The 21,489-nt window shown below is 67.3% G+C and carries 24 protein-coding genes; 10 read left to right on the top strand and 14 right to left on the bottom strand.

Annotated elements, in window-relative coordinates; translation table 11 throughout:
• Positions 1-41: 41 nt before the first annotated feature.
• The 3 genes from JL100_RS18930 (at position 42) to JL100_RS18920 (ending at position 2,900) form a co-directional block, all read left to right on the top strand.
• Positions 42-1,019 carry a C4-dicarboxylate TRAP transporter substrate-binding protein gene (locus tag JL100_RS18930; protein WP_202679172.1) on the top strand — a complete coding sequence of 326 codons (978 nt, stop codon included), beginning with the start codon at positions 42-44 and terminating at the stop codon, positions 1,017-1,019.
• A gap of 67 nt (positions 1,020-1,086) precedes the next feature.
• Complete coding sequence (locus JL100_RS18925) at positions 1,087-1,620, top strand: TRAP transporter small permease (RefSeq protein WP_202679171.1); 534 nt, start codon at positions 1,087-1,089, stop codon at positions 1,618-1,620.
• Positions 1,617-2,900, top strand: a complete 1,284-nt coding sequence (locus JL100_RS18920; RefSeq protein ID WP_202679170.1) for a TRAP transporter large permease — start codon at positions 1,617-1,619, stop codon at positions 2,898-2,900. The genes JL100_RS18925 and JL100_RS18920 overlap by 4 nt, the downstream gene beginning before the upstream one ends.
• On the opposite strand, the gene JL100_RS18915 is transcribed toward JL100_RS18920, so the two are convergent.
• The 11 genes from JL100_RS18915 to JL100_RS18865 all read right to left on the bottom strand — a co-directional run bounded on the left by JL100_RS18915 (position 2,897) and on the right by JL100_RS18865 (position 14,553).
• Positions 2,897-4,303 (bottom strand): amidase, encoded by a 1,407-nt coding sequence (locus JL100_RS18915; protein WP_228420788.1) that lies wholly within the window; start codon positions 4,301-4,303, stop codon positions 2,897-2,899. The two genes, JL100_RS18920 and JL100_RS18915, sit on opposite strands and share 4 nt — an antisense overlap.
• Before the next feature lie 75 nt (positions 4,304-4,378).
• The gene (locus JL100_RS18910) at positions 4,379-5,776 is read right to left on the bottom strand and encodes an amidase (RefSeq protein WP_202679169.1); all 1,398 of its coding nucleotides are present in this window, start codon (positions 5,774-5,776) and stop codon (positions 4,379-4,381) included.
• Entirely contained in the window at positions 5,776-5,949 is a 174-nt protein-coding gene (locus tag JL100_RS18905; protein WP_202679168.1) for a hypothetical protein, read from the bottom strand. The genes JL100_RS18910 and JL100_RS18905 overlap by 1 nt, the downstream gene beginning before the upstream one ends.
• Before the next feature lie 20 nt (positions 5,950-5,969).
• The gene (locus tag JL100_RS18900; RefSeq protein ID WP_202679167.1) at positions 5,970-6,713 is read right to left on the bottom strand and encodes a DUF1028 domain-containing protein; all 744 of its coding nucleotides are present in this window, start codon (positions 6,711-6,713) and stop codon (positions 5,970-5,972) included.
• 16 nt (positions 6,714-6,729) lie between these two features.
• Positions 6,730-7,461, bottom strand: a complete 732-nt coding sequence (locus tag JL100_RS18895) for an ABC transporter ATP-binding protein (RefSeq protein ID WP_202679166.1) — start codon at positions 7,459-7,461, stop codon at positions 6,730-6,732.
• Positions 7,458-9,218, bottom strand: coding sequence for a branched-chain amino acid ABC transporter ATP-binding protein/permease (locus JL100_RS18890; RefSeq protein ID WP_228420787.1), 1,761 nt, complete (start codon positions 9,216-9,218; stop codon positions 7,458-7,460). The genes JL100_RS18895 and JL100_RS18890 overlap by 4 nt, the downstream gene beginning before the upstream one ends.
• 52 nt (positions 9,219-9,270) lie before the next feature.
• The gene (locus JL100_RS18885) at positions 9,271-10,107 is read right to left on the bottom strand and encodes a branched-chain amino acid ABC transporter permease (RefSeq protein ID WP_202679164.1); all 837 of its coding nucleotides are present in this window, start codon (positions 10,105-10,107) and stop codon (positions 9,271-9,273) included.
• 77 nt (positions 10,108-10,184) lie between these two features.
• On the bottom strand, positions 10,185-11,336 hold the full coding sequence (locus tag JL100_RS18880; RefSeq protein ID WP_202679163.1) for a substrate-binding protein: 1,152 nt from the start codon (positions 11,334-11,336) through the stop codon (positions 10,185-10,187).
• Positions 11,337-11,381: 45 nt separating this feature from the next.
• Entirely contained in the window at positions 11,382-12,251 is an 870-nt protein-coding gene (locus JL100_RS18875) for a nitrilase family protein (protein ID WP_202679162.1), read from the bottom strand.
• A 396-nt stretch (positions 12,252-12,647) separates the two neighbouring features.
• Positions 12,648-13,694, bottom strand: coding sequence for a sodium:calcium antiporter (locus JL100_RS18870; RefSeq protein ID WP_202679161.1), 1,047 nt, complete (start codon positions 13,692-13,694; stop codon positions 12,648-12,650).
• 391 nt (positions 13,695-14,085) lie between these two features.
• Positions 14,086-14,553 carry a flavodoxin family protein gene (locus JL100_RS18865; protein WP_202679160.1) on the bottom strand — a complete coding sequence of 156 codons (468 nt, stop codon included), beginning with the start codon at positions 14,551-14,553 and terminating at the stop codon, positions 14,086-14,088.
• Between the two features lie 128 nt (positions 14,554-14,681).
• Here JL100_RS18865 and JL100_RS18860 point away from each other — a divergent pair, with 128 nt between their 5' ends.
• Entirely contained in the window at positions 14,682-15,626 is a 945-nt protein-coding gene (locus JL100_RS18860) for an MBL fold metallo-hydrolase (protein ID WP_202679159.1), read from the top strand.
• Between the two features lie 20 nt (positions 15,627-15,646).
• On the opposite strand, the gene JL100_RS18855 is transcribed toward JL100_RS18860, so the two are convergent.
• The 3 genes from JL100_RS18855 to JL100_RS18845 all read right to left on the bottom strand — a co-directional run bounded on the left by JL100_RS18855 (position 15,647) and on the right by JL100_RS18845 (position 17,598).
• Complete coding sequence (locus JL100_RS18855) at positions 15,647-16,744, bottom strand: YeeE/YedE family protein (RefSeq protein WP_202679158.1); 1,098 nt, start codon at positions 16,742-16,744, stop codon at positions 15,647-15,649.
• A 105-nt stretch (positions 16,745-16,849) separates the two neighbouring features.
• Entirely contained in the window at positions 16,850-17,224 is a 375-nt protein-coding gene (locus tag JL100_RS18850) for an ArsR/SmtB family transcription factor (protein WP_202679157.1), read from the bottom strand.
• 17 nt (positions 17,225-17,241) lie between these two features.
• Positions 17,242-17,598, bottom strand: a complete 357-nt coding sequence (locus tag JL100_RS18845; protein ID WP_202679156.1) for a thioredoxin domain-containing protein — start codon at positions 17,596-17,598, stop codon at positions 17,242-17,244.
• Between the two features lie 133 nt (positions 17,599-17,731).
• Here JL100_RS18845 and JL100_RS18840 point away from each other — a divergent pair, with 133 nt between their 5' ends.
• From JL100_RS18840 to soxA, 6 genes are all read left to right on the top strand, one after another.
• On the top strand, positions 17,732-18,466 hold the full coding sequence (locus JL100_RS18840; protein WP_202679155.1) for a cytochrome c biogenesis CcdA family protein: 735 nt from the start codon (positions 17,732-17,734) through the stop codon (positions 18,464-18,466).
• A gap of 26 nt (positions 18,467-18,492) precedes the next feature.
• Positions 18,493-19,089, top strand: a complete 597-nt coding sequence (locus JL100_RS18835; protein ID WP_202679154.1) for a SoxW family protein — start codon at positions 18,493-18,495, stop codon at positions 19,087-19,089.
• A 235-nt stretch (positions 19,090-19,324) separates the two neighbouring features.
• Positions 19,325-19,723 (top strand): sulfur oxidation c-type cytochrome SoxX, encoded by a 399-nt coding sequence (gene soxX, locus JL100_RS18830; protein WP_228420786.1) that lies wholly within the window; start codon positions 19,325-19,327, stop codon positions 19,721-19,723.
• A 42-nt stretch (positions 19,724-19,765) separates the two neighbouring features.
• Positions 19,766-20,221, top strand: coding sequence for a thiosulfate oxidation carrier protein SoxY (soxY, locus tag JL100_RS18825; protein ID WP_202679152.1), 456 nt, complete (start codon positions 19,766-19,768; stop codon positions 20,219-20,221).
• Positions 20,222-20,242: 21 nt separating this feature from the next.
• Complete coding sequence (soxZ, locus tag JL100_RS18820; protein WP_202679151.1) at positions 20,243-20,569, top strand: thiosulfate oxidation carrier complex protein SoxZ; 327 nt, start codon at positions 20,243-20,245, stop codon at positions 20,567-20,569.
• Positions 20,570-20,607: 38 nt separating this feature from the next.
• Positions 20,608-21,474, top strand: a complete 867-nt coding sequence (gene soxA, locus JL100_RS18815) for a sulfur oxidation c-type cytochrome SoxA (protein ID WP_228420785.1) — start codon at positions 20,608-20,610, stop codon at positions 21,472-21,474.
• The last annotated feature ends 15 nt before the right edge of the window (positions 21,475-21,489 follow it).

Genomic DNA, 21,489 nt, shown 5'->3' with positions numbered 1-21,489 from the left:
CATAACGAAAAGCAGGAAAGCCTGTAGGAGGGGGAGGAAACATGAAGCGGTTGTTCGCCGCCGCCGCGCTGGCGGCTATCTGGGCCGGCGCTGCTCCGGCCATGGCGCAGAGCTACGTGATCAAGTTCGCCCATTCGCTCTCGAATACCGAGCCGGCCCACCTGGCGGCGGAGTATTTCGCCAAGAACGTCGGGGAGCGCACGAACGGGCAGGTCTCGATCAGCGTCTTCCCGAGCGAGCAGCTGGGATCCGGAAAGGATGTCAACGAGATGATCCGGCAGGGCGCGCCGGTCATGAACATCACCGATCCCGGCTATCTTTCCGACTTCGTGCCGGACGTCGGGGTGCTGAACGGACCCTACCTGCTGAAGAAGGCCGAGGACTTCAAGAAGATCCTGGCCAGCGACTGGTACGATCGCATCGACGCGCGTCTCCAGGAAGCGGGGTTCCGCGTCGTTTCCTTCAATGGGCTGTTCGGCCCCCGGCATATCCTGTCGGACAAGCCGGTTCGCACCCCGGCCGACATGCAGGGCGTGACGATCCGCGTCCCGCCGAACCAGATGTGGATCGAAACCTTCAGGGCCATGGGCGCGCGGCCGACCACGGTGAACTGGTCGGAAGTCTATACGGCGCTTCAGCAGAACGTCGTCTCCGCCGTGGAAGCGCCGCTGGGATCCCTCTACGGATCGAAACTGCACGAGACCCGCAAGACGCTGTCGCTCGACAGCCATTTCATCTCGTGGATCACCTTCGTGATGAGCGAGCAGTACTTCGAGATGCTGCCCAAGGACATCCAGCAGGTCCTGCTGGAGGAGGGCGAGAAGGCCGGCGAGTACATGACCAGGCTTACCCTGGACCGGGAGGCGGACTACATCGCCAAGTTCAAGGAGGCCGGCGTGACCGTGGTGGACGACGTCGATCTCGACGCCTTCGCCAAGGCGACGGAGAGTGTCTATTCCGCTTTCCCGAAATGGACGCCCGGGCTGCATGAGCAGGTTCAGGAAGTCCTCAACAACTGAAGCGGCCGGTCGCCGGGGGCGATCCGAACGTGGAACGGAACGTGGAATGGACCGGGGGGGAGAGGCCATGGTTGAACTGGTCGGGGCGGCCGACGGCCGCACGGTCGGGCAGGCGCAGGGGAACTGGCTGCGCCGCGCGATCGCCAATCTGGAGGAAACCGCCGCGAGCGCGGCCCTCGTCATCGTCGTGCTGTCGGTCTGCTGGGGAGTGCTCAGCCGGTACGTGACGCAGCAGCCGGCGGCATGGTCGGGAGAAGTCGCCGCCATAGCCTTCGCCTGGGTGGTCTTCCTGGGCGCCGCCGCCGGATTCAAGCGCGGGCTGCACGTCTCCATCGACATGCTGGTGACACTGCTTCCCCCGCGGCCGCGCCGCATCCTCGACCTGGGCGTGGAACTCCTGCTGGTGGCGTTCTGCCTCTACATGGTCTGGCTGGGCATCTCCTTCGTCGTTGCCAACTGGGAAAATCCGACCTCGGTGCTGCGGCTGTCCTCGTCCATCGTCTACGCGGCGGTGCCGGTCGGCTTCGGCCTGATGGCGATGCGCATCGTGCAACGCGCGGTTGGCGCCCTGCGCGGTCCGCTTCCGGAGCAGGCGCCATGAATCTTCTCCCGGTTTCCATCATGTTCGGAATGCTGGCCCTCAACGTGCCGGTGGCGTTCGCCATCGCCATGGCGGCGCTCAGCTTCTTCCTGTTCGCCGGCGGCCTTCCGATCAACATCTTCGTGCAGCGCCTGGTGAGCGCCACCGAGTCCTTCCCGTTGCTCGCGGTGCCGTTCTTCATCCTTGCGGGCTCGATCATGAACCATGCCGGCATCACCCGGCGGCTGATGGGGCTGGCCGACGCGCTCGTCGGCCACTGGGTCGGCGGGCTGGCGCAGGCGAACATCATCCTGGCGGCGATGATGGGGGGCCTCTCGGCCTCGGCCAACGCCGACGCGGCCATGCAGGCCAAGATGCTCGGGCCGGAGATGATCCGCCGGGGCTACGCGCCCGGCTTCGTCGCGGCCCTGACCGCCTGCGCCGCGGTGATCACGCCGATCATCCCGCCGGGCATCGGACTGATCATCTACGGCTTCCTGGCCGATGTCTCGATCGGCCGCCTCTTCATCGGCGGCGTCGTCCCGGGCCTGCTGCTGTGCGGCGCGCTGATGCTGGTCACGGCGGCGATCTCGAAGCGCCGGGGCTACCGGCCGAGCCGGCAGCGCTTCGTCTCCGGGGCGGAGCTGTGGAGCGCCTTCACCCAGGCGATCTGGGCGCTGACCATTCCCCTCTTCATCCTGGTCGGCATCCGGTACGGCATCTTCACGCCGACCGAGGCCGGCGCGATGACCGTGCTCTATGCAACGCTCATCGGTTTCGCGGTCCATCGGGAGCTTCGGATCGCCGACCTGCCGTCGATCCTGACGGAGGCGGTGCTCGCGACCAGCACCGTCATGCTGATCATCTGCGCCGCCTCGGCCTTCGGCTTCTACATGGCGTGGGAGAGGATCCCGTTCACGGTGGCGGCCCAGCTGGTGGCGCTGACCCAGGACCCTTACCTGCTTCTCCTGCTGATCAACCTGATGCTGCTCGCCGTCGGGATGCTGATCGAGGGGACCGCCGCGCTGATCCTGCTGGCCCCCATCCTGGTTCCGGTGATCACCAAGGTGGGCATCGACCCGGTGCATTTCGGCCTGGTGATGGTGGTGAACCTGACGATCGGCGGCGTGACGCCGCCGGTCGGAACCTTGATGTATACGACCTGCTCGATACTCAATGTCCGCCTGCAGCGCTTCACCGTCGAGGGGATGCCTCTCATCCTCACGCTGATCGCCGTGCTGTTGCTGATCAGCTTCTTCCCCCAGATCGTCCTGTTCCTGCCCAACGCGCTGATGGGTTAGGCAAGGCCCGGAGGGCGGCGAACATGCCAGTCGGTCACCGACTGGTATGCGTGACCCGCCCGCACCAGCAGATCCTCGCTGACATGCCTGCCGACGAGCTGCATGCTCGACGGCAGGCCCATGCGGTCGATCCCGTTGGGCAGCGTGATCGTCGGGCTGCCGGAGAAATCGAAGGGTGCGGTGAAGCGGAGGATCCCGTTCAGGACGCCGGGGTCTTCGCCATACTCGCCCATGCGTTCCAGGCTCGGGACGGGCATGGGCATGGTGGGCACCAGGAGCAGGTCGATGTCCCGGAACATCGCCGCGAGGCCGCCCGAGAATTTGAGCCGCTCGTGGTTGATCTCTCCCACGTCCACTCCGGTGAGCGAGCGCCCCTGGTCGATCAGGGCGGCGAGATCCGGCCCGTATTCCGAGGCGCGCGCCGGATACGTATGGTCGTGGGCGATCGCCGTCTCGACCGAGCACATGGGGATCCACATGCCGACCAGTTTCTCGAAGGGGGGAAACCTGACGTCGCGGATCCTGGCGCCGAGCGCGACGAGGACCCGCTCGGCCTCTTCCAGGGCGGCGACCACTTCCGGGTCGATGCCGTCTCCGGCATAGGAACGGTCGATGCCGATGGTGACGCCCCGGATGCTGTCGCCGAGCCCCGCCAGGTAGTTCGGCACCGGGTCCTGAAGCGCCGTGGGGTCGTTCGGGTCGGCTCCCGCGATGACGCCGAGGATCGCCGCCGCGTCCGCGGCCGACCGTGCCATGGGGCCGACATGATCCAGTGAGTCGGCGAGCGGGAAGACCCCGTGCCGGCTGACCCGCCCCCAGGTCGGCTTGATGCCCGTCAGGCCGCAGGTCGCGGAGGGAAAGCGGATCGACCCTCCGGTGTCGGAGCCGAGCGACCCGTAGCACATCCCCGCGGCCGTCGCGACGCCGGAGCCGGTCGAGGACGAACCCACCCAGTGCTCCGTGTTCCAGGGATTGAGCGGAGCCTGATCGTCCGGGTGATGGCTCGTATAGGCGCCCTCGGTCATCTTGAGCTTGCCCAGCAGCACGGCACCGCCCTGTTCCAGCCGCTCGACGACCGTCGCGTCGTGGTCGGGCGTGAACGCCTTGTGCATGGTCGTGCCGCCGGCGGTCGCGCCGAACGTCGTGTAGCAGAGATCCTTGATGGCGACCGGCACGCCATGCAGCGGGCCGCGCCAGATGCCCTTGGCGATCTCGGCCTCGGCGGTCCTCGCCCTGTCCAAGGCGCGGTCCGCGAGGACGGTCGCATAGCTGTGGTAGCGGCCGTCGAGATCGCCGATGCGATCCAGCATCTCCCCGGTGACCTCGACCGGCGAGACCTCGCGGCGCCGGATCAGTTCCGATACCCTCGTCAGGGGCTCATAGTGCAGGTTGGCTGATTTCAACGCTGTCTCCCGGCGTTCTTGTCTTCTGTTTCCCCCGATGGCAACAGCCGGCGGGGGCGACCGTCTCCCCGCGCCTCAGAAGCACCACCGCATCCGCACCGTCCGCTCCACCGCGGCCGCGGTCCTGATCACGCTCGCCTCGTCGAATGCGGCCCCCGCGATCTGGAAGCCGATGGGAAGCCCCTTCCGGTCATAGCCGCAGGGCAGGCTGATGGCCGGAAGGCCCAGCAGGTTCCACGGGTAGGTGAACCTCCAGGAGGTTTCCAACACGCTTTCCCGCTTGCCGTCGAGTTCGACTTCCCGCTGGCCCGAGAGCCAGGCCGTGATCGGCATCGTCGGGCCGACGATGACATCGACCTCGGCGAACACCTGGAGAAACCGTTCCGCCAGCATCGTGCGGTAGCGTTCTGCCTGGAGGTAATCCGGTGCGGAGACGAGCCGTCCCATTTCCACCAGCTGGCGGACGTCGTCCCGGTAGGCGGAAGTCCTGCCGGCCGCGAGGTGATGGACATGGTAGGCGGCCGAGGACGCCAGTTCGATCGCGAAGATTGCGCCCAGGCCATAGGCCAGCTCCGGCACCTGGAACTCGACCACCTCGGCGCCGTCGGCGGCGAGCCGGGAGATCGTCGCTTCGACGGCGGCGCCGACCTCGTCGTCCAGCGCCTCGAAGAAGTGGTTGCGGCAGACGCCGACGCGCAGTCCGGCGGCGCCGGCCTCGCGCGCCGGGCGGACGGCGGCATGAAGGGCGGTCGGCGGTTCGTCGGCGGAGCCGGCATCCGCGGGATCGTGTCCGGACAGGACATCGACCAGCAATGCCGCGTCGGCGACGCTGCGCGTCAGCGGACCTGCATGGTCCAGGGACCAGCTGTGGGGAACGATGCCGGACCGTCCGATCCGCCCGAAGGTCGGCTTGATGCCGACGGTGCCGCAGAGGCTTGCCGGGATGCGGATCGACCCGCCGGTGTCGGACCCGAGCGCCGCCATGGCGAACCCCGCCGTGACGGCGATCCCCGAACCGCCGCTGGAGCCGCCGGGAACCCGGTCGGTGTCGAACGGATTGCGGGCCGGCGGTGTCTCCATGCCCCAGGCGAACTCGTGCATTCGGGTCTTGCCGAGCAGGATGGCGCCGGCCTCGCGCAGCTTGCGGACCGCGGCCCCTTCGGTGCCTGGAAACTCGATGGCGGCTTCGGTGCCCGCCCGCGTCGGCATGCCGGCGGTCAGGTAATTGTCCTTGATCGCGAGGGGAATGCCGTGGAGTGGCCCCAGGATCCTCCCCTCCCTGGCCGCCGCGGCCAGGGCTTCCGCCTGGTCCAGGGCGTCGGCCGCGACATGGACGAAGGCGTTCAGAACGCCGTCCTTATCCGCGATCCGGTCGAGATAGGCAGCCGTAAGCTCGACGGGGGAGAGTTGGCCGGCCCGGATCGCCTCCGCGACCTCCTCGATCGGCCGGTGAAGGGCTTCTTCGACGCGCATCAGGAGGGATCCTTTCTCCGCAGCGGGCGGAACACGACGGCGGGGGGATGGTCGCCCAGGTCGAGGCCGCGCAGCTTGCCGATCTCGGCGGCGATCACCTCGAAGGCCTCGCGAACAGCGGCGTCCCGCTCCGCCGCGATATGGGTTTCGGAATCCGATGCAGGTTCGGTCATGGGGCCGTCTTTTCCGTTGCTCATGGCTCGGCGCTCCCTCCGCCCGCCGGCCGGTCCGGCGGCGACTGCAGGAGCAGGTCCATGACCTCGGGCGGGAACGCGCTGCCGCCTTGCCGTTTCGGCATTCCGGCGATGAAGGGAAGCAACTGCGCCTTGGCGATCTCGAAGGTCCGGCGCAGGCGGGGGATCGGATCGGCGTCCTCGTCGACCCGGACGTCGAGCTTGGCGTAGGCTTCGGCGCCGAACACCACCAGGGCGGCGGACTGGCGGCCGCGCTTGTCGCCGCCCGCCGCCTGCGCCGCCTCCAGGCAGGCCATCAGGCGGTCTTCCAAGGGTTGCCCCCCGGTCTCCCGGAACGTCTCCGCCAGGGCGGACAGCACCTGGCCGCCGGTCAGCATGTTGCCCTGCGCCGCGAAATCCCGGCCGTTGACCTCGCCATGCCAGGAGGTGCAATCGCCCCCGGTCCAGGAGGCGGAGCCGCCGGAAGCGTCCACGACCCCGACCTGGCGCAGGTTCGCCTCGGCATCCTCGGCCAGCGCCCCGTCCAGGGCGGAGCGGGCGTCGCGGCCGGCCTGCATGGCGTCCAGTATCCGGACGGCCAGATAGGGGTTTACCCAGGACTGGGTGCTGACGGCCCCGACGCCGGCGCGGACGAACGGGCAGATCGAGCCGACGGCGGGAACCGCCGACGCGACCGCCACCCCGAACTCGCTCGTCGAAGCGCAGCGGGCGACGATGGAGAAGGTATTCGCCTCGATACTCATGCTTGGCTCCTCCGCATCAGATGCGCAAATGCTGCTCCAGGGTCGCCGCCGTGTCGGCGTGCGCCACGTCGCCCGACTCCACGATCTCGCCGATCTTCAGGATCGCGTAGCGGTCGGCGACGGACAGGGCGAAGGGCAGGTTCTGCTCGACCAGCAGGATGGTGACGCCGCTTCGCTCCTTGGTCGAGCGCAGGACCTGCGCCATCCTGTTCACCATGGAAGGCTGGAGACCCTCGGAAATCTCGTCGATCAGCATGATCCTGGGTCGGGAGACGAGGCCGCGCGACAGCAGCAGCATCTTCTGCTCGCCGCCGCTCAGCGTTCCAGCCCGCTGCCTGAACCGCTTGGCGATGACCGGGAAGGCCGCCTCGATCTCGTCCATCCGTTCGCCCAGCAGCCGATCCTCGGTCACCCCCAGCCGAAGGTTCTCCTCGACCGTGAGATCCTGGAAGATCGCGTATTCCTGCGGCGTATAGGCCAGGGCCTCACGGGCGTTCAGGTGCGGCGCGCGGTTGGTGATCTCGTTCCCGTCCACGCGGATCGTGCCGGTCCTGGCCCGGACGAAACCCATGATGGTCTTCAGCAGCGTCGATTTGCCCATCCCGTTCTTGCCCAGGACGACCAGGATCTCGCCCGGCGCTATCGAGAACGAGACGTCGCGGATGACCGTCGCGGCGCCATATCCGCTGCTCAGGCCGGCGATCTCCAGCCGTCTCCTGCCGGCGGCTTCGATTTCCGTTCCGCTCACGGTGCGGTCTCCAGTTCGTGGCCGGCATAGACCGCCTTGACGAGTTCGGACGAGACGACCTCCTCGACGGTGCCGTCGAGCAGCAGCTTGCCCTGGTGAAGCACGACGATGCGGTTGGATATCTCGCGGACGAAATCCAGGTCGTGCTCGATCAGGAAGATGCAGAGGCGGTATTCCTCGGCCAGCCGGGTCAGGACATGCCCGATCGCGACCCGTTCGGGCCGGGTGAGGCCGGCCGTCGGCTCGTCCAGCAGCAGGACGCGCGGCTCGGTGGCGAGGACCATCGCCAGTTCGAGCCCGCGCTTCATGCCGTGCGACAGGTAGCGCGTCTCCTCGCCCAGCTTCCGGTCCAGGCCGGTGGCCGCCAGGATCTCCAGCGCCGGATCGGGCAGCGCCACCGTCTCGCCGCGATGGAGGCCGCTGGCTCCGTCGATGCGGTAGCGGGCCAGCTTGAGGCACTCGCCGACGGTCAGGCTGTCGAACAGGCTGGTGTTCTGGAAGCTGCGCCCGACGCCGAGCCCGACGATCCGCTGCGGCGAGCTCCGCCCGATCTCGGTGCCGGCGATCGCGACGGTGCCGCCGGTGCGCTCCGTGCCGTTGCTGATGCAGCGCATCAGGGTCGTCTTGCCGGCGCCGTTCGGCCCCACGATGCTCAGCAGCTGGCCCGCGATGCCCTCGACCTGGATGCCGTCCAGCACGGTCAGGCTGCCGTACCGGCAGGTCAGGCCGTCGATCCGGATCGGGGCCGCGCCGGAGCCTGCCGCGGCGGCCGGACGCCCCCTGGCGGAGGAGACGAGCCGGACGCCGGTCTCCCGCGCCACCTCGCCGTCGGCGGAGCCGCGCCTGCGGTACCGGCGCCACGCACCCGTCACCAGGGACGCCACGCCGTTCGGCAGCAGGATGATGACGACCACGAAGGTGACGCCGACGATGAAGTTCCAGAGGAACGGCAGGTTGCCCGACAGGTATGATGACGTGACGTCGATGCCGATGGTCCCGAGGATCGGGCCGATCAGGGTGCCGCGCCCGCCCAGGGCGACCCAGATCAGGGACTCGGTACCCAGGAGGAAGCCTGCCAGCTCCGGCGCCACCACGTTGGAGAAGGCCGCGTAGCCGAAACCGGCGACGGCCGCGATGCCCGCGCAGGCGACGAAGAGGCCGGTCTTGATGCGGGAAACCGGGATGCCGAGATAGGCGCAGCGGTCCTCGTTCTCCCGGATCGCGACCAGGATGCGGCCGTAGTCGCTGCGGACGAAGAGCCACGCGACGGAGCCGACCGCCACCAGGAAGACGCCGGCGATCCAGAACCAGGTGTCGATCGACCAGTAATAGGTCGGGAAGCCCGACAGCCCGCTGCTCGACCCGGTGAAGCGCCCGCCGGAGAAGATGACCTGCACGAGCACGATCGGCAGGGCCAGCGTGACGATGGAGGAGTAGAGGGGCGAGGCGCCGTGGTAGAACGACAGCAGGCCCGTCAGCCAGGCCGTGACCATCGCCACGGCGATGCCGGCGGCCAGCGCGGCGATCGCCCATCCCGGGCCGAAGCCCCAGTGGGTGAAGACCAGCGCGCAGGCGTAGGCCCCAATGCCGAAGAAGGCCGACTGCCCGAAGGTCAGGACGCCCGCATAGCCCCAGACAAGGTCCACCGTCAGCGCCAGGGCCGCGAGGAACAGCGCGCGGGTGAGGATATTCGTCATGTAGGTGCCGAGATAGAGCGGCGCCGTACCGATGATGATCAGGGCGATGGCCGCGCCCACGGCCGTGCGCCCGATCTGGCGCCTCGACCGACCGGTTGTAGCCGGCATTGCTTCAGCCACGGGAGAGTCCTTGAGGTTTGATGCGCAGGATGACCGCCGCGAGCACGACGATCGTGATGCCGCCGATGATCGGGCTGACGAAGGTGCTGACGAGTACCTGGGCGCCGCCGAGAACCAGGGAGGCGAGGGCCAGGCCGGGCACCGCGACCCCGGAGACCAGGACGAGCATGAAGGAGTTGACCAGCCAGGGCAGGCCCATGTTGGGATCGACCGACAGCAGCGGCGTGATCAGGGCGCCCGCCGCGCAGGCCAGCGCCGCGCCGAGCCCGAACGTCACGGCCCGCACCTTGACGCTGTCGATGCCGAGCCCCCGCGCGAGGTTCTCGTTCATGATCACCGCGCGGGCGTTGAGGCCGAAGCGGGTGAGGTAGAGCAGCGCCGTCAGCAGCAGGCCCAGGACGACCGCGACCCCGATCAGGATGAGCCTCCAGGACGAGTAGGCGGTCCCGAGCAGGTCGACGGTCCCCGAGATCGGGCTTTGGGCGAACTGCACCTCCCGCCCGAAGGCGAAGACGATGACCTGCGCTATGATGATCCCCAGTCCCCAGGTCGCCAGGATCGCGTCGAGAGGCCTGGAATAGAGCGGCCGGACCACCAGCCGTTCGACCACGATCCCGAGGACGAAGCCGAAGGCCGCGGCGGCCGGTATGGTCAGCCAGGGGCTGTAACCGTAGGCGGTGACGACGTGGGCGGAATAGCCGCCTACGGTCAGGAAGGCGCCATGGGCGAAGTTGATCAGCTTCATGACGCCGAGGATGATCATCAGTCCGGTGGCCACGATGAAGAGCATCGAAGCCGTGGTCAGGATGTCTAGCAGGAGGACTGCCATCCGGTTTCCGTTTCTGGCCGTGCTGGAAAACGAGGCGGGCGGCGGATCGGCGGCCACCCGCCTTCATGAAACGAAGTTCAGAGGTTCGGGCACTGCTGGCCGGGATCGACGTTCTCGAAGGTCTTGATGACCTCGACGCTGCCGCCGTCCTTGACCTGGCCCAGATACATCGTCAGCGCGGTGTGGTGCTGCTTGTCCATCCGGATGCTGCCGCGCGGCCCGGTGAACGAAACTTCGGGCAGGGCCTCGACGATTTCCTCCGGGTCGGTCGATCCCGCCTTCTCGGCGGCGGCCTTGTAGAGGTAGATCGCCTCGTACTGCGGGACCGAGAGATCGTTCGGGGTCTTGAGCTCGCCGCCGAACTTCTTCTCCATCGCATCCAGGAACTTCTTGTTCTCGGCGCTGTCGATGCCGGTCATGTAGGATTGCGAGATGAACATGCCGGTGGCGTCGGCGCCCATCGTCTTGGCGGTGCCCTCGTCGACGGCGAGGTTGCCGTAGGGGATCGTCACCCCCGCGTTCCGCAGCTGCTTGGTCAGGGTGACGTTGGGCGCGCCGCCGGCGGTGGAGGTGATCAGGGCATCGGGGTTCTTGGAGCGCAGGTCGCTGATGATCGAGGTCCAGTCGGAACCGTCCATCGGCAGGTATTCCTCTCCCAGGACCTCGCCGCCCTTTTCCTCGATGTATTGCCGCGTGAACTCGAGCATGCCGCGGCCGAAATTATAGTCGCTCCCGATCAGGTAGAAGGTCTTCGCCTTAAGCGTGTCGCTGAAATGGTCGACGATCGGCTTGACCTGCTGATCCGGGACCCAGGCCGGGACGAACATCCAGGGGCTGCACGAGCGGCCCTCGTAGAAAGACGTGTAGATGTAGGGCTTGCCCGCCCGGTTGACGATCGGCAGGCCGGCGTTGCGGGCGGCGCTCGTCTCCATCGAGATCAGGACGTCCACGTCGTCCTGGAAGACCAGCGAGTTGAAGGCGCGTTGCGCACCCTGCGCGCCGCTGCCGTCGTCGGCGACGACCAGTTCGACCTGCCGGCCGAGAATGCCGCCCGCCGCGTTGATCTCTTCCACGGCAAGCTGGCTCGACTGGACGACCGAGGGCGCCACCACGCTGTTGGCGCCGCTCAGCCCGACCGGGATGCCGATCTTGACAGTCTCCTGCGCGGCGGCGCCGTTCATCAGCGCGCCCAGCAGCGCGAGGCCCCCGATCCATTGAATCGTCTTCATGGTTCTTTCCCTGTCCTGAGTGATGTTTGTTGGGCGAGGTTCTTGTCAGTACCAGTTGGGCCGCGCCGTCGTGCCGAGCATCTCCGGATAGAGGTCGGTCCGCCGATCCCGCATGACCTGGTTGAAGTCGTTCCAGGTGCGCTGGCGGCGCGCTGCCGAAAGATTGCAGATGCCGGTCACCGTGGCTGGCTCGGAGACGCTGGCGGGTCCGGCGATCGGCCAGCCGTTGGGATCGATGATCAGGCTCTGCCCGATGAACGGCTGGCCGCGCTCGGTTCCGATCCTGTCGCAGGCGGCGACGAACATCGAGTTGCTGTGGGCGGCCGCCATGCACAGGATGTTGGCCATGGCCGGCGCGTTGGCCGGCTGCTCCGCCATGGGCACCCAGTTGGTCGGCACACAAACCAGATCGGCACCCTGAAGGGCCAGGAGCCGCCATGCCTCGGGGAACCAGCCGTCATAGCAGATCAGGACGCCGATCCTGCCGAACGGCGTGTGGAAGACCGGGAATCCCAGGTCTCCGCGCTCGAAATAGAGCGCTTCGGCGTTCCACAGGTGGTTCTTGCGATAGGTGCCGATCACGCCCCCGGGGCCGATGACGACCGCGCTGTTATAGAGGCGATCATCCTGCCGCTCGAGAAAGCCGGCGACGACATGGAGGTCGTGGTCGGCCGCCACCTTCGTCCAGGCGGCGATGGAGCTTCCGGTCTCGATGGTTTCGGAAAGCGCGTAGGCCTCCTTGCGGGAGCCGAGCACATAGCCGGAATTGCAAAGCTCCGGAAGAACCATCAGCTTGGAGCCCTGCGCCGCCGCGTCGCGGATCAGGGAGATGCTGGTCTCGACGTTTCGCTCCAGCTCGCCGATGCGCGGCTCGAACTGCAAGCATGAAATCTGGATCTCCGCTTCGCCTGTCATGTCACTCCGCCTTACCGATCAAAACGCCCGGCGGCAGGCTGGCGCCCGCCCGCTACTCTGGGTGCCCAAGCCTGGGGCGTTGGGCAGTTGGTATTACCAGCGCGTTAACTATGGTGCATTCCCAATACAGAATACGGAAGCATGATCAAGAAAATTGGCGCTGGAATGCGCACAAATTTCGTGATCGCCTATTCAGTGGACACGATGCGAAAGGATTGATCAGGCTTTGCCGAGAAAAACGTCGCTGTCCGCCAGGATCCCCTATCCTCTCCTCACCGCGCCCAGCCTGAAGTGCCGCGTCGAGGTCAGGTGCGTCGGGTACGGCAGCGGCAGCAACGCCTCGGGCGCTTGTCGGCCGGGAACCGAAGCCCGGCTCCGACCCGCGCGCGGCGACGGTCAGGCGAAGACCAGCACGATCGAGCAGGCGTAGAGGGCGAGCACCAGCGCGCTTTCGAAGCCGATGTTGGCGATCCCCTGCTGCTGGCGCCGCAGCATGCCGAGCAGCAGGATGCCGGTCATCAGGATGGCCAGCACCGTGGTGAAGACGTTCTCGTCCGTGAACCGGTGGTAGATCGAGCCGGAGCGATAGAAGATGTCGGCCGCGGCCAGGAACAGCACTTCGAAGGCGTTGCCGCCGATGATGTCGCCGACGGCCAGGCTCACCGCGCCGATCCGGACCGCCGCGATGGCGGTCACCAGTTCGGGCAGGGAGTTCGACACCGCGGTGAACACGGTGCCGACCGCGGTCTCCGACAATCCGGTCAGGCCGACCAGGGCGATGCTCGCCTCGCCGATGAGGTATCCCGCGACCGCCGTGACCGCGGCATAGGCCCCGAACAGCATCCACAGCCTCGATGTCGGTCGGCGGTCCCCGTCTTCCTCGGCGTCTTGGGCCTCTTGCGCCTCGTCCTGGGTATCGTCCGTCATCACCGGTGACCACATCGGCATTTCCTTCACGCGCGACAGCAGCTTCAGGCCGAAGCCGTACATGACGAACAGGAGGATGGAGGCGGGGTGGACGCCGAGGATCGTGATCTCGGGCGAGGCCATCGCCAGCAGCGGGATGGTCAGCATGGTAACGAGCAGCGTGCCCTGGACCAGGCCGGTCAGGGTGGCGGCGGCGTGCTCCAGGTTGGCCCGCCGGTACACCAGGTCGGCGACCGCCAGGAAGGTGGTCTGGGCGGTCAGCCCGCCAACCGCGTTGCCGATGGCCAGGCCCGCGTAGCCTTCGGCGGCGGTCGTCATGGACGTGATGATGCCGGGCAGCGACGTGCTTCCGCCGACGAACAGGGCGCCCGCGATGATCTCGCCCATGCCGGTGCGGTCGGCCAGCGTGTCCGCGACGCCGGCCAGCTTGGTGCCGGCGAACGCGATGGCCACGGCGCAAACCACGAAGATGCCGATCACGGCCGCAAGGGGGATGCCCGACAGGTCCAGCAGCATCTCAGCGGCTCCGACGGGTGCCGCGGGTTCGCCGACGGTTCGAACGGCGGGCTGCTTCGGCGACGGGATGCGGCATTGGAGAAATCCTGCTGAGTAGAACCGGCCCGAGGTAATGACACTCCGGAACATGGATTGGTTCCGACGTTTTCTCGGCCGGCCCCGGCCCTGAAAGCCGGGAGATGCAACCCGGGACCTGGAGCGGTACCCGATCAGGTCGATCCGCCCGGGACAGCCGGACCGATGCGTTGGGCCACGGCCCGACCTACGAACGACGGCCCGCATCACCTCCGCCCTGCATCGAACCGTAGGTTGGGCCGTGGCCCAACTCATCGCGGCGAGTGGAACGGCAGGCTGCATGGACCGGAGCGGCTCAACCTGGTGGGATACCGCTCTAGAAGATACCGGCCTCCAATCCCGCCGCCATCAGCGTGCCGAGCTCCTCGCATTGTCCGACGAACTCGATGCGGAAGCTTCCCCGAAGCACCAGCGGGTCCTGGACCGCGCTCCATCGGAGCCCGGTGACGATGCTGGTGACGGCTCGACGGGTTCCGGTCCCGTCATGACCTGCGCGAACGTAAAGGGCGTAGGGAAGCCCCTGGGTTCGTTCGAGGCAGGGATAGTAGATGCGGTCGAAGAAATCCTTGAGCGCACCGCTCATGTAGCCGAGATTCTCGGTCGTCCCGAGAATGATGCCTTGCGCCGCCAGGACATCCTCCGGCCCGGCCCGCAGAGGCTCCAGGATCCGCACCTCGACATCCTCGATGTCGGGGGACCGCGCGCCGCGGACCACGGCATCACGAAGGACGCGCGTGTTCTCGGACGGCGTATTGGCGACGATCAGCAGATGCTTTCCGACCATGGTGCTTGTTCCGGCCGCCGTGTCCCGGGCACGATACTATGCCCCAGGCCGCCACGCCACCGCGGCGGCATTGACGGCCCGGCGGACCCGTGCAAACATGCAAAAAATTGCATGTGTTGGGAGGGGACATGGACTGGACAGGAACGGGCGGCCGGGCTGGGGCGTCGCGGCGTGATTTCCATCGCCTGGCGATCCGCACGCTGCTTGCCGCGGGAGCCGCGGTCGCCCTGGGGCCGCGTCTTGCGCTGGCCGGCGGCGAAGGCACGGTCCGGACGGTCAGCGACGGCCATCTCCAGCTGCCGCTGAACTTCGTGCTGCCGGACATTCCCCAGGCGGAACTGGCGGACTTCCGCCGGGAGTTCGACCTGCCGCAGGATGGACTGAGGCCGGAGTGCAACGTCACGCTCCTGCGTCTGCCGGACCGGCTGGTGCTGTTCGACGCGGGGGCCGGGCCGAACTTCATGCCGACCGCCGGCAAGCTGCCGGACAATCTCGCCAAGGCCGGCGTCGATCCGGCCGACATCACCGACGTGGTGTTCACCCACGCTCACCCCGACCATATCTGGGGCGTCACCGACGACTTCGACGAGGTCGTCTTCCCCAACGCGACCTTCCGCATTTCCCAGGCCGAATGGGATTTCTGGCGGGCCGAGGAGACGCTGGCCTCCATGCCGGACGAGCGCAAGGCGTTCGTGGTCGGCGCCCGCGGCCGGCTCGACGCGATCGAGCCGCGGGTGGCGTTGTTCAAGGCGGGCGAGGAGGTCCTGCCGCAGGTCGAAGCCTTCGACACGGCCGGGCACACGCCCGGGCACATGGCTTTCGTCGTCCATGGCCTCGATAATCCGCTCATGGTCGTGGGCGATGCGGTTTCGAACGACCCGATCTCCTTCGCCCGGCCGGACTGGCACTGGGGAGCCGACCATGATCCCGCCCGGGGAGCCGCCACCCGCCGCCGCCTGCTCGACCGCCTTGCCGGCGACCGGGCGCGGCTGATCGGCTTCCACCTGCCCGGCGGAGGCATCGGCCGGGCGGAGCGGCAGGGCGGCGGCTACCGCTTCGTCCGCGAGGGCTGATCCCGCGTCCGCCGGGGGCCTCAGCCGAGCCGCGCCCGGTGGAGCGGCCAGAAGGCGTGACGGACGGACCCCTCCAGGAGGAGCGCCAGGCCGAGGCGCGCGCCGACGGCGATGGAGACAAGGACCACCGGGGCGGAGACGCTGAGCAGGGAGGCGGCAGAGACGCCCTGGCCGATGGTGCATCCCAGCGCGAACACGCCGCCGGTTCCCATCAGGAACGCACCGGCCATGTGCCGGGAAAGCTCGCGGGCGTCGTCGCAGGCTTCCCACCGGACTTCGTGACGGCGCCACGCGGCGGCGGCGGCGCCGGTGATCACGCCGGCGACGAGCCCGACGCCGTAATCGGGGATCGTGCCCGTGAAGGTGATGAGATGCAGGATCAGGTCGCCCGGCGGGACGACGAAGGAGGCGGATTCTATCTGCACCGGCACGAAGGAATTGCCGGCGGTATAGGAGGTGATCGCCCAGCCGGCCGCGACCGCGAAGCCGATGGCGGTGCCGGCGATGATCTTGCCCCGGTCCCTCCGGAATTCGGCGCTTCGGAACACCCAGAACGCCAGGAGCCCGGCCACCGCAACGGCCGTGGCCAGCCGGAGGTCCGCTCCCGCCAGGGCCGACAGGATCGAGCCCAGGGATTGGTCGGAAGCGCCGATCCGATTGATATCGAAAGCGAGTTCATCGACCACCGCGATGCGGCCATGGCCGATCAGCCCGCGCTGCGCCGCCAGCGCCGACAGGCCGAGCACCAGCATCACCACCACGCTGCGCAGCGATCCGCCGCCCACCCGCACCAGCGCGCCGAAGCCGCAGGTGCCGACCAGGGCCATGCCGAAGCCGAAGGCCAGTCCCCCCGCGATCGCGCCGGTCCACCCGAAGGACGGCGACAGGTAGAAGCTCTCCCGCGGATCGAAGAGGCCGGTCGCGGCAAGTCCCTGGGTCAGCGCGATGGCGACCACGATGGCCAGCGCCCAGGCGCGCAGGCCGTTGCTGTCACCGGCGTACCAGTGGCGCTCGAGCGCCGACATCGTGCAGAAATGATGCCGCCGGGCGATGAAGCCCATCAGGCAGCCGACCAGGAAACCGCCAAGCGGCAGAAGCAGGCCGTTCTCGACGAGCATGCTGCGTCCTCCCCCGCGCCCTTCGAAGGGCTTCTCTTTCGTATGGTTGGATGAACGTTAAGGGCGACTTCGGCCGTGTTCAAGCCCGCGTATGGCGACCGCTCCTCAGGGGCGGTCCCGACCGTCGCGCGCAGGCGCGCAGAACAGCTCGTGCAGCATGCCGATGACGGCGGTCACCTCCTCGTTGGCAAGGCTGTAATAGATCATCCGGCCGTCGCGCCGGGTATTGACCAGACGGTCGTAGCGGAGGCGGGCAAGCTGCTGCGATACCGCGGCCTGCGGCATCGACAGGATCTCCTCAAGGTCGGAAACGGACCGTTCGCCCTCGACCAGCAGGCAGAGGATCAGCAGGCGGGTTTCATGCGCCAGCGCCTTCAGAAGCTCGCTCGCTTTCCTCGCCTGTTCCAAATAGACCTCGACGTCCTTCCTGGAGGTGGCCTTGTCGATCCGCGGAAAAGCGGGTGCAGCAGGTCGTTCCATTCGCGAAGCCACTCCGTCTATCGTTCGGGGGTCGATGAGGTATCGCCGTGCCCCGGTACTTTTTCCAGCATCCGGCCGAGAAGCCCCCAGAAGAAATCGTCGCCCGGGTAGCCGCGCAGCCGGTCGAGTTCCCGACCTTCGTGGACGAGCACGAAGGTCGGCGTCAGCCGCTCCGGTGCGACCGCGGCCAGATCCTCCGGCCAGGGCTCCGTGATGTCCACGCGGCGCAGGGGGGCCAGCTGTCCTTCCCGCGTCTTGCCGTACTGCGGTGCCACCTCCTCGTTGAAGCGTTTGCACCAGACGCAGCCCGGCTGCTCCATCATGACCAGTTCGGCCGCCCGCAGCTCGGCGGCCCCGGCCGATGCCGCCGCCAACAGCGCCAGCCCATAAATTCGATTTGCAATATATCTAGATTTCCGCATACTTCAGCTTAGCCCGGTTTCCTGAAGGCGTGAAGCGCGGTCACGCTCCGGAGTGGATAATAAGACCGCCCTGGGGAACGTTCAAATGCTCGATGTCGGTTTCGGTGCCGCATTGCTGGCCGGCGTTCTGTCGTTCGTGTCGCCCTGCGTCCTGCCGATCGTCCCGCCTTATCTGGCCTATCTGGCGGGCCTGAGCTTCGATCAGGTCCAGTCGGGCGGGGGAGGGGCCGGAGAGTCGCGGCGGATCGTCCTGTCGTCGGTGGCATTCGTCGCCGGCTTCACCACGGTCTTCATGGCGCTCGGCGCCACGGCAAGCGTGGTCGGAAAGATGATCGCGCAATGGTACGACGTGCTGTCGATCGTCGCCGGCGTCATCATCATCCTCATGGGACTCCATTTCCTCGGGGTCTTCCGGCTGGCGCTGCTCTACCGCGACGCCCGGATCACGGTGGAGAGGAAGCCGGCAGGGCTCGGCGGCGCCTTTGTCCTGGGCCTGGCCTTCGCGTTCGGCTGGACTCCCTGCGTCGGCCCGGTCCTGGCGGCGATCCTGTTCGTGGCGGGCTCCCAGGGCGAGGCACTGCGCGGTGCCGGGCTGCTGGCGGTCTATTCCCTGGGGATCGGCCTGCCGTTCATTCTGGCCGCCGCCTTCGCCACGCGTTTCCTGAGCTTCGCCGCACGTTTCCGCCGACACATGCACAAGGTCGAGATGGCGATGGGCGGGTTCCTCGTGCTCACCGGCATCCTGTTCATCACCGGGCAGATGGCGGCGATCTCCTATTGGCTGCTGGAGACGTTCCCGGGTTTCGCATCGATCGGTTAGGAAAACCTTGATCCACGGAGTCGACCATGGTGAAGGCATTGCTGGCTGCGGCCGTCCTGCTCGCGGGCGTCAATCTCGCGAGTGCGGCGGAAATCGGGGACGACGGACTGCACAAGCAGGACTGGTTCTCCCTGACCTTCCGTGACGTCCGGGAGGACATGGAGGCGGCCCGGTCCGAGGGGAAGGGGCTGGTCCTGGTGTTCGAGCAGCGCGGTTGCATCTACTGCGCCAAGATGCACGAGCAGATCCTCAGCGATCCGCAGGTCCGGGACTTCATCCGGTCGAACTTCAAGGTGGTCCAGTACAATCTCTTCGGAAGCGAGGAGGTGACCGACCTCGACGGCGAGGCCCTGACCGAGAAGACGGCCGCCCGGCGCTGGAACGTGGTGTTCACGCCGACGCTGATCTTCCTGCCCGAAACGGTCCCGGAAGACGCCTCCTCCGAGGCAACGGTGGCGCAGGCGGCGGTCGCGACGATGCCGGGCGCCTTCGGCAAGCAGACCTTCCTGCACATGTTCCAGTGGGTGCGCGAGAAAGGCTACGCGACCGACGAGCATTTCCAGAAATACCATGCCCGGAAGCTCGCGGAACTGCAGGCCCAGGGATTGGCGCCCGGCGAGTGACCGCCGGGCCGGGCGGGGCTCACGAAGGACATATTCAAACATAGAAATTTTTGCATTGATTGGCTTCGCGAACAGCGGTACGCTCGAACAATCAAGAGAGATCGCCCGGACAGGGCGGCGTCCTGGGGGAGATGAGCCCATGAGGTGGCCCGTGAAGTGGATACCGTTCCACGCGGCATTGTGCCTGACGTCCCTGATTTCCTCGTCCGTCGTAGCTGCCGCGATGGCTGCCGCAATGGCTGCCGATATCGGACCCGGCGCCGTGCGGTTCGACGACGCCGCCGTTCCCGAGCGGGTATCCGACCATGTCGGGAACGCCGAGGCCGGGAAGAAGGCCTTCGTCAACCGCGGCCTGGGCAACTGCCTCGCCTGCCACGCCGTCTCCACCCTCTCCGACGAGCTTTTCCATGGCGACGTGGGCCCGTCGCTGGACGGCGCCGCCGGCCGCTGGTCGGCCGCCCAGTTGCGGGCGATCGTCGTGAACGCCAAGCAGGTGTTTGGTCCCGACACTGTCATGCCGGGGTTCTACACCCTCGATGTCGGTGCCGGCGTCGCCAAGGCCTTCAAAGGCAAGACCATCCTGACCGCAGAGCAGGTCGAGGACGTGGTCGCCTTCCTCGGAACCCTGAAATGACCAGAAAGCCCTGACATGTTCAGAAAGCAAGGAGGTGACGGCATGAGGCTCACCCGACGCAGGTTCTTCGCGCTATCGACCGGAACGGCCGTCGTGGCCCTCGGCGGATTGCGATCGGTTCCGGCATTCGCCAGCGTCGACGAGACGCGGAAGATGCTGTCCTCCTTCACCGGCGGAAAGGAGCCGCAGGCCGGCCGGATCGTGCTGACCGCGCCCGAGATCGCCGAGAACGGCAACACCGTCCCGATCACGGTCCAGGTCGAAAGCCCGATGACGGACGACGACCATGTCGAATCCGTGATCATCCTGGCGGAAGGCAACCCCAACCCCGGCGTCGCCACCTTCCACTTCACGCCGATGAGCGGCGATGCCACGGCGACCACGCGGATCCGGCTGGCGCAGACGCAGAACGTCGTCGCGGTCGCCAGGATGAAGGACGGGACCGTCTATTCCGACCGCAAGGAAGTCAAGGTGACCATCGGCGGCTGCGGCGGCTGACCGAACGAAGAGGAGCAACCCATGGCGACGCCCAAACCCCGCGTTAAGCTGCCGAAGACCGCCTCCAAAGGCGAAGTCGTGACGATCAAGACCCTGATCAGCCACGAGATGGAATCCGGCCAGCGCAAGGACAGCAGCGGCAAGACGATCCCGCGCCAGATCATCAACAAGTTCACCTGCGAGTTCAACGGCCGGACTGTGTTCGGCTGCGACCTCGACCCGGCGGTCTCGGCCAACCCGTACCTGGAGTTCACCGCGAAGGTTCCGGAGAGCGGCACCTTCAAGTTCACCTGGGTGGACGACGACGGCTCCGTCTACACCGACGAGCAGCAGATCAAGGTCCAATAAGGAAAAGAACAACCGGTCCGCCGGATTGGGAGGAGCGCGTGAAGAAACTGTCTGTCCTGTTGGCGGGGGCCGCGTCGCTGCTGGTTGCTTCGACCGTATCCCACGTCGTCGCCGATCCGGTCGAGGACGAGCTCGAGATCGACGGCGTGACGGTCGCCACCGTCGCCAAGGCGCCGTCGCAGCCGCCCGAGCATCCGTTCCCCGAGGTCAAGTCGGGCTGGCTGTACCGCGAGGCGGAAACCCGGGCCTTGCAGGAGGATAGCTTCGAGAACCCCGGCATGCTCAGCGTCGAGCGGGGGGCCGACCTCTGGGAGACCGCCGAAGGCGCCGCGGGCAAGTCCTGCTCCTCCTGCCACGGCGATGCCGCGGAGTCCATGAAGGGCGTCGGCGCCAACTATCCCAAATGGAACGCGGAGGCCGGCAAGCCTTTCAACCTGGAACTCCAGATCAACGCCTGCCGGTCCCGGAACATGCAGGCCGAGCCTTATCCCTATGACGACCAGCGGCAAAGGGACCTGACGACCTTCATCAGGCACCAGTCGCTGGGACAGCCGGTCGAGATCGACTTGGCGCAGGGCGGGATGATGTCCTGGTGGGAGAAGGGCAGGGACCGGTACTATCAGCGGACCGGCCAGCTGAATTTCTCCTGCGCCTCCTGCCACGAGCAGAATTCCGGCAAGTACATCCGCGCCGACCATCTGAGCCAGGGGCAGACCAACGGTTTTCCGACCTACCGGTTCAACACCGCGGGCATGGTCTCGCTGCACAACCGTTTCCGCGGCTGCATCAGGGACACCCGGGCGGAGCAGCCGGAGGCCTTCTCCGACGAGCTGATGGCGCTCGAGGTCTATACCGCCTGGCGCGGCACGGGCCTGTCGGTCGAAACCCCGGCCGTCCGGCAATAGCTCCAGCCGACCGCC

The organism is Skermanella mucosa, assembly GCF_016765655.2.
GTDB lineage: Bacteria > Pseudomonadota > Alphaproteobacteria > Azospirillales > Azospirillaceae > Skermanella > Skermanella mucosa.
Note: the sequence above shows the minus strand (reverse complement) of the source record. Positions and strands in the feature narration are given on the sequence as shown.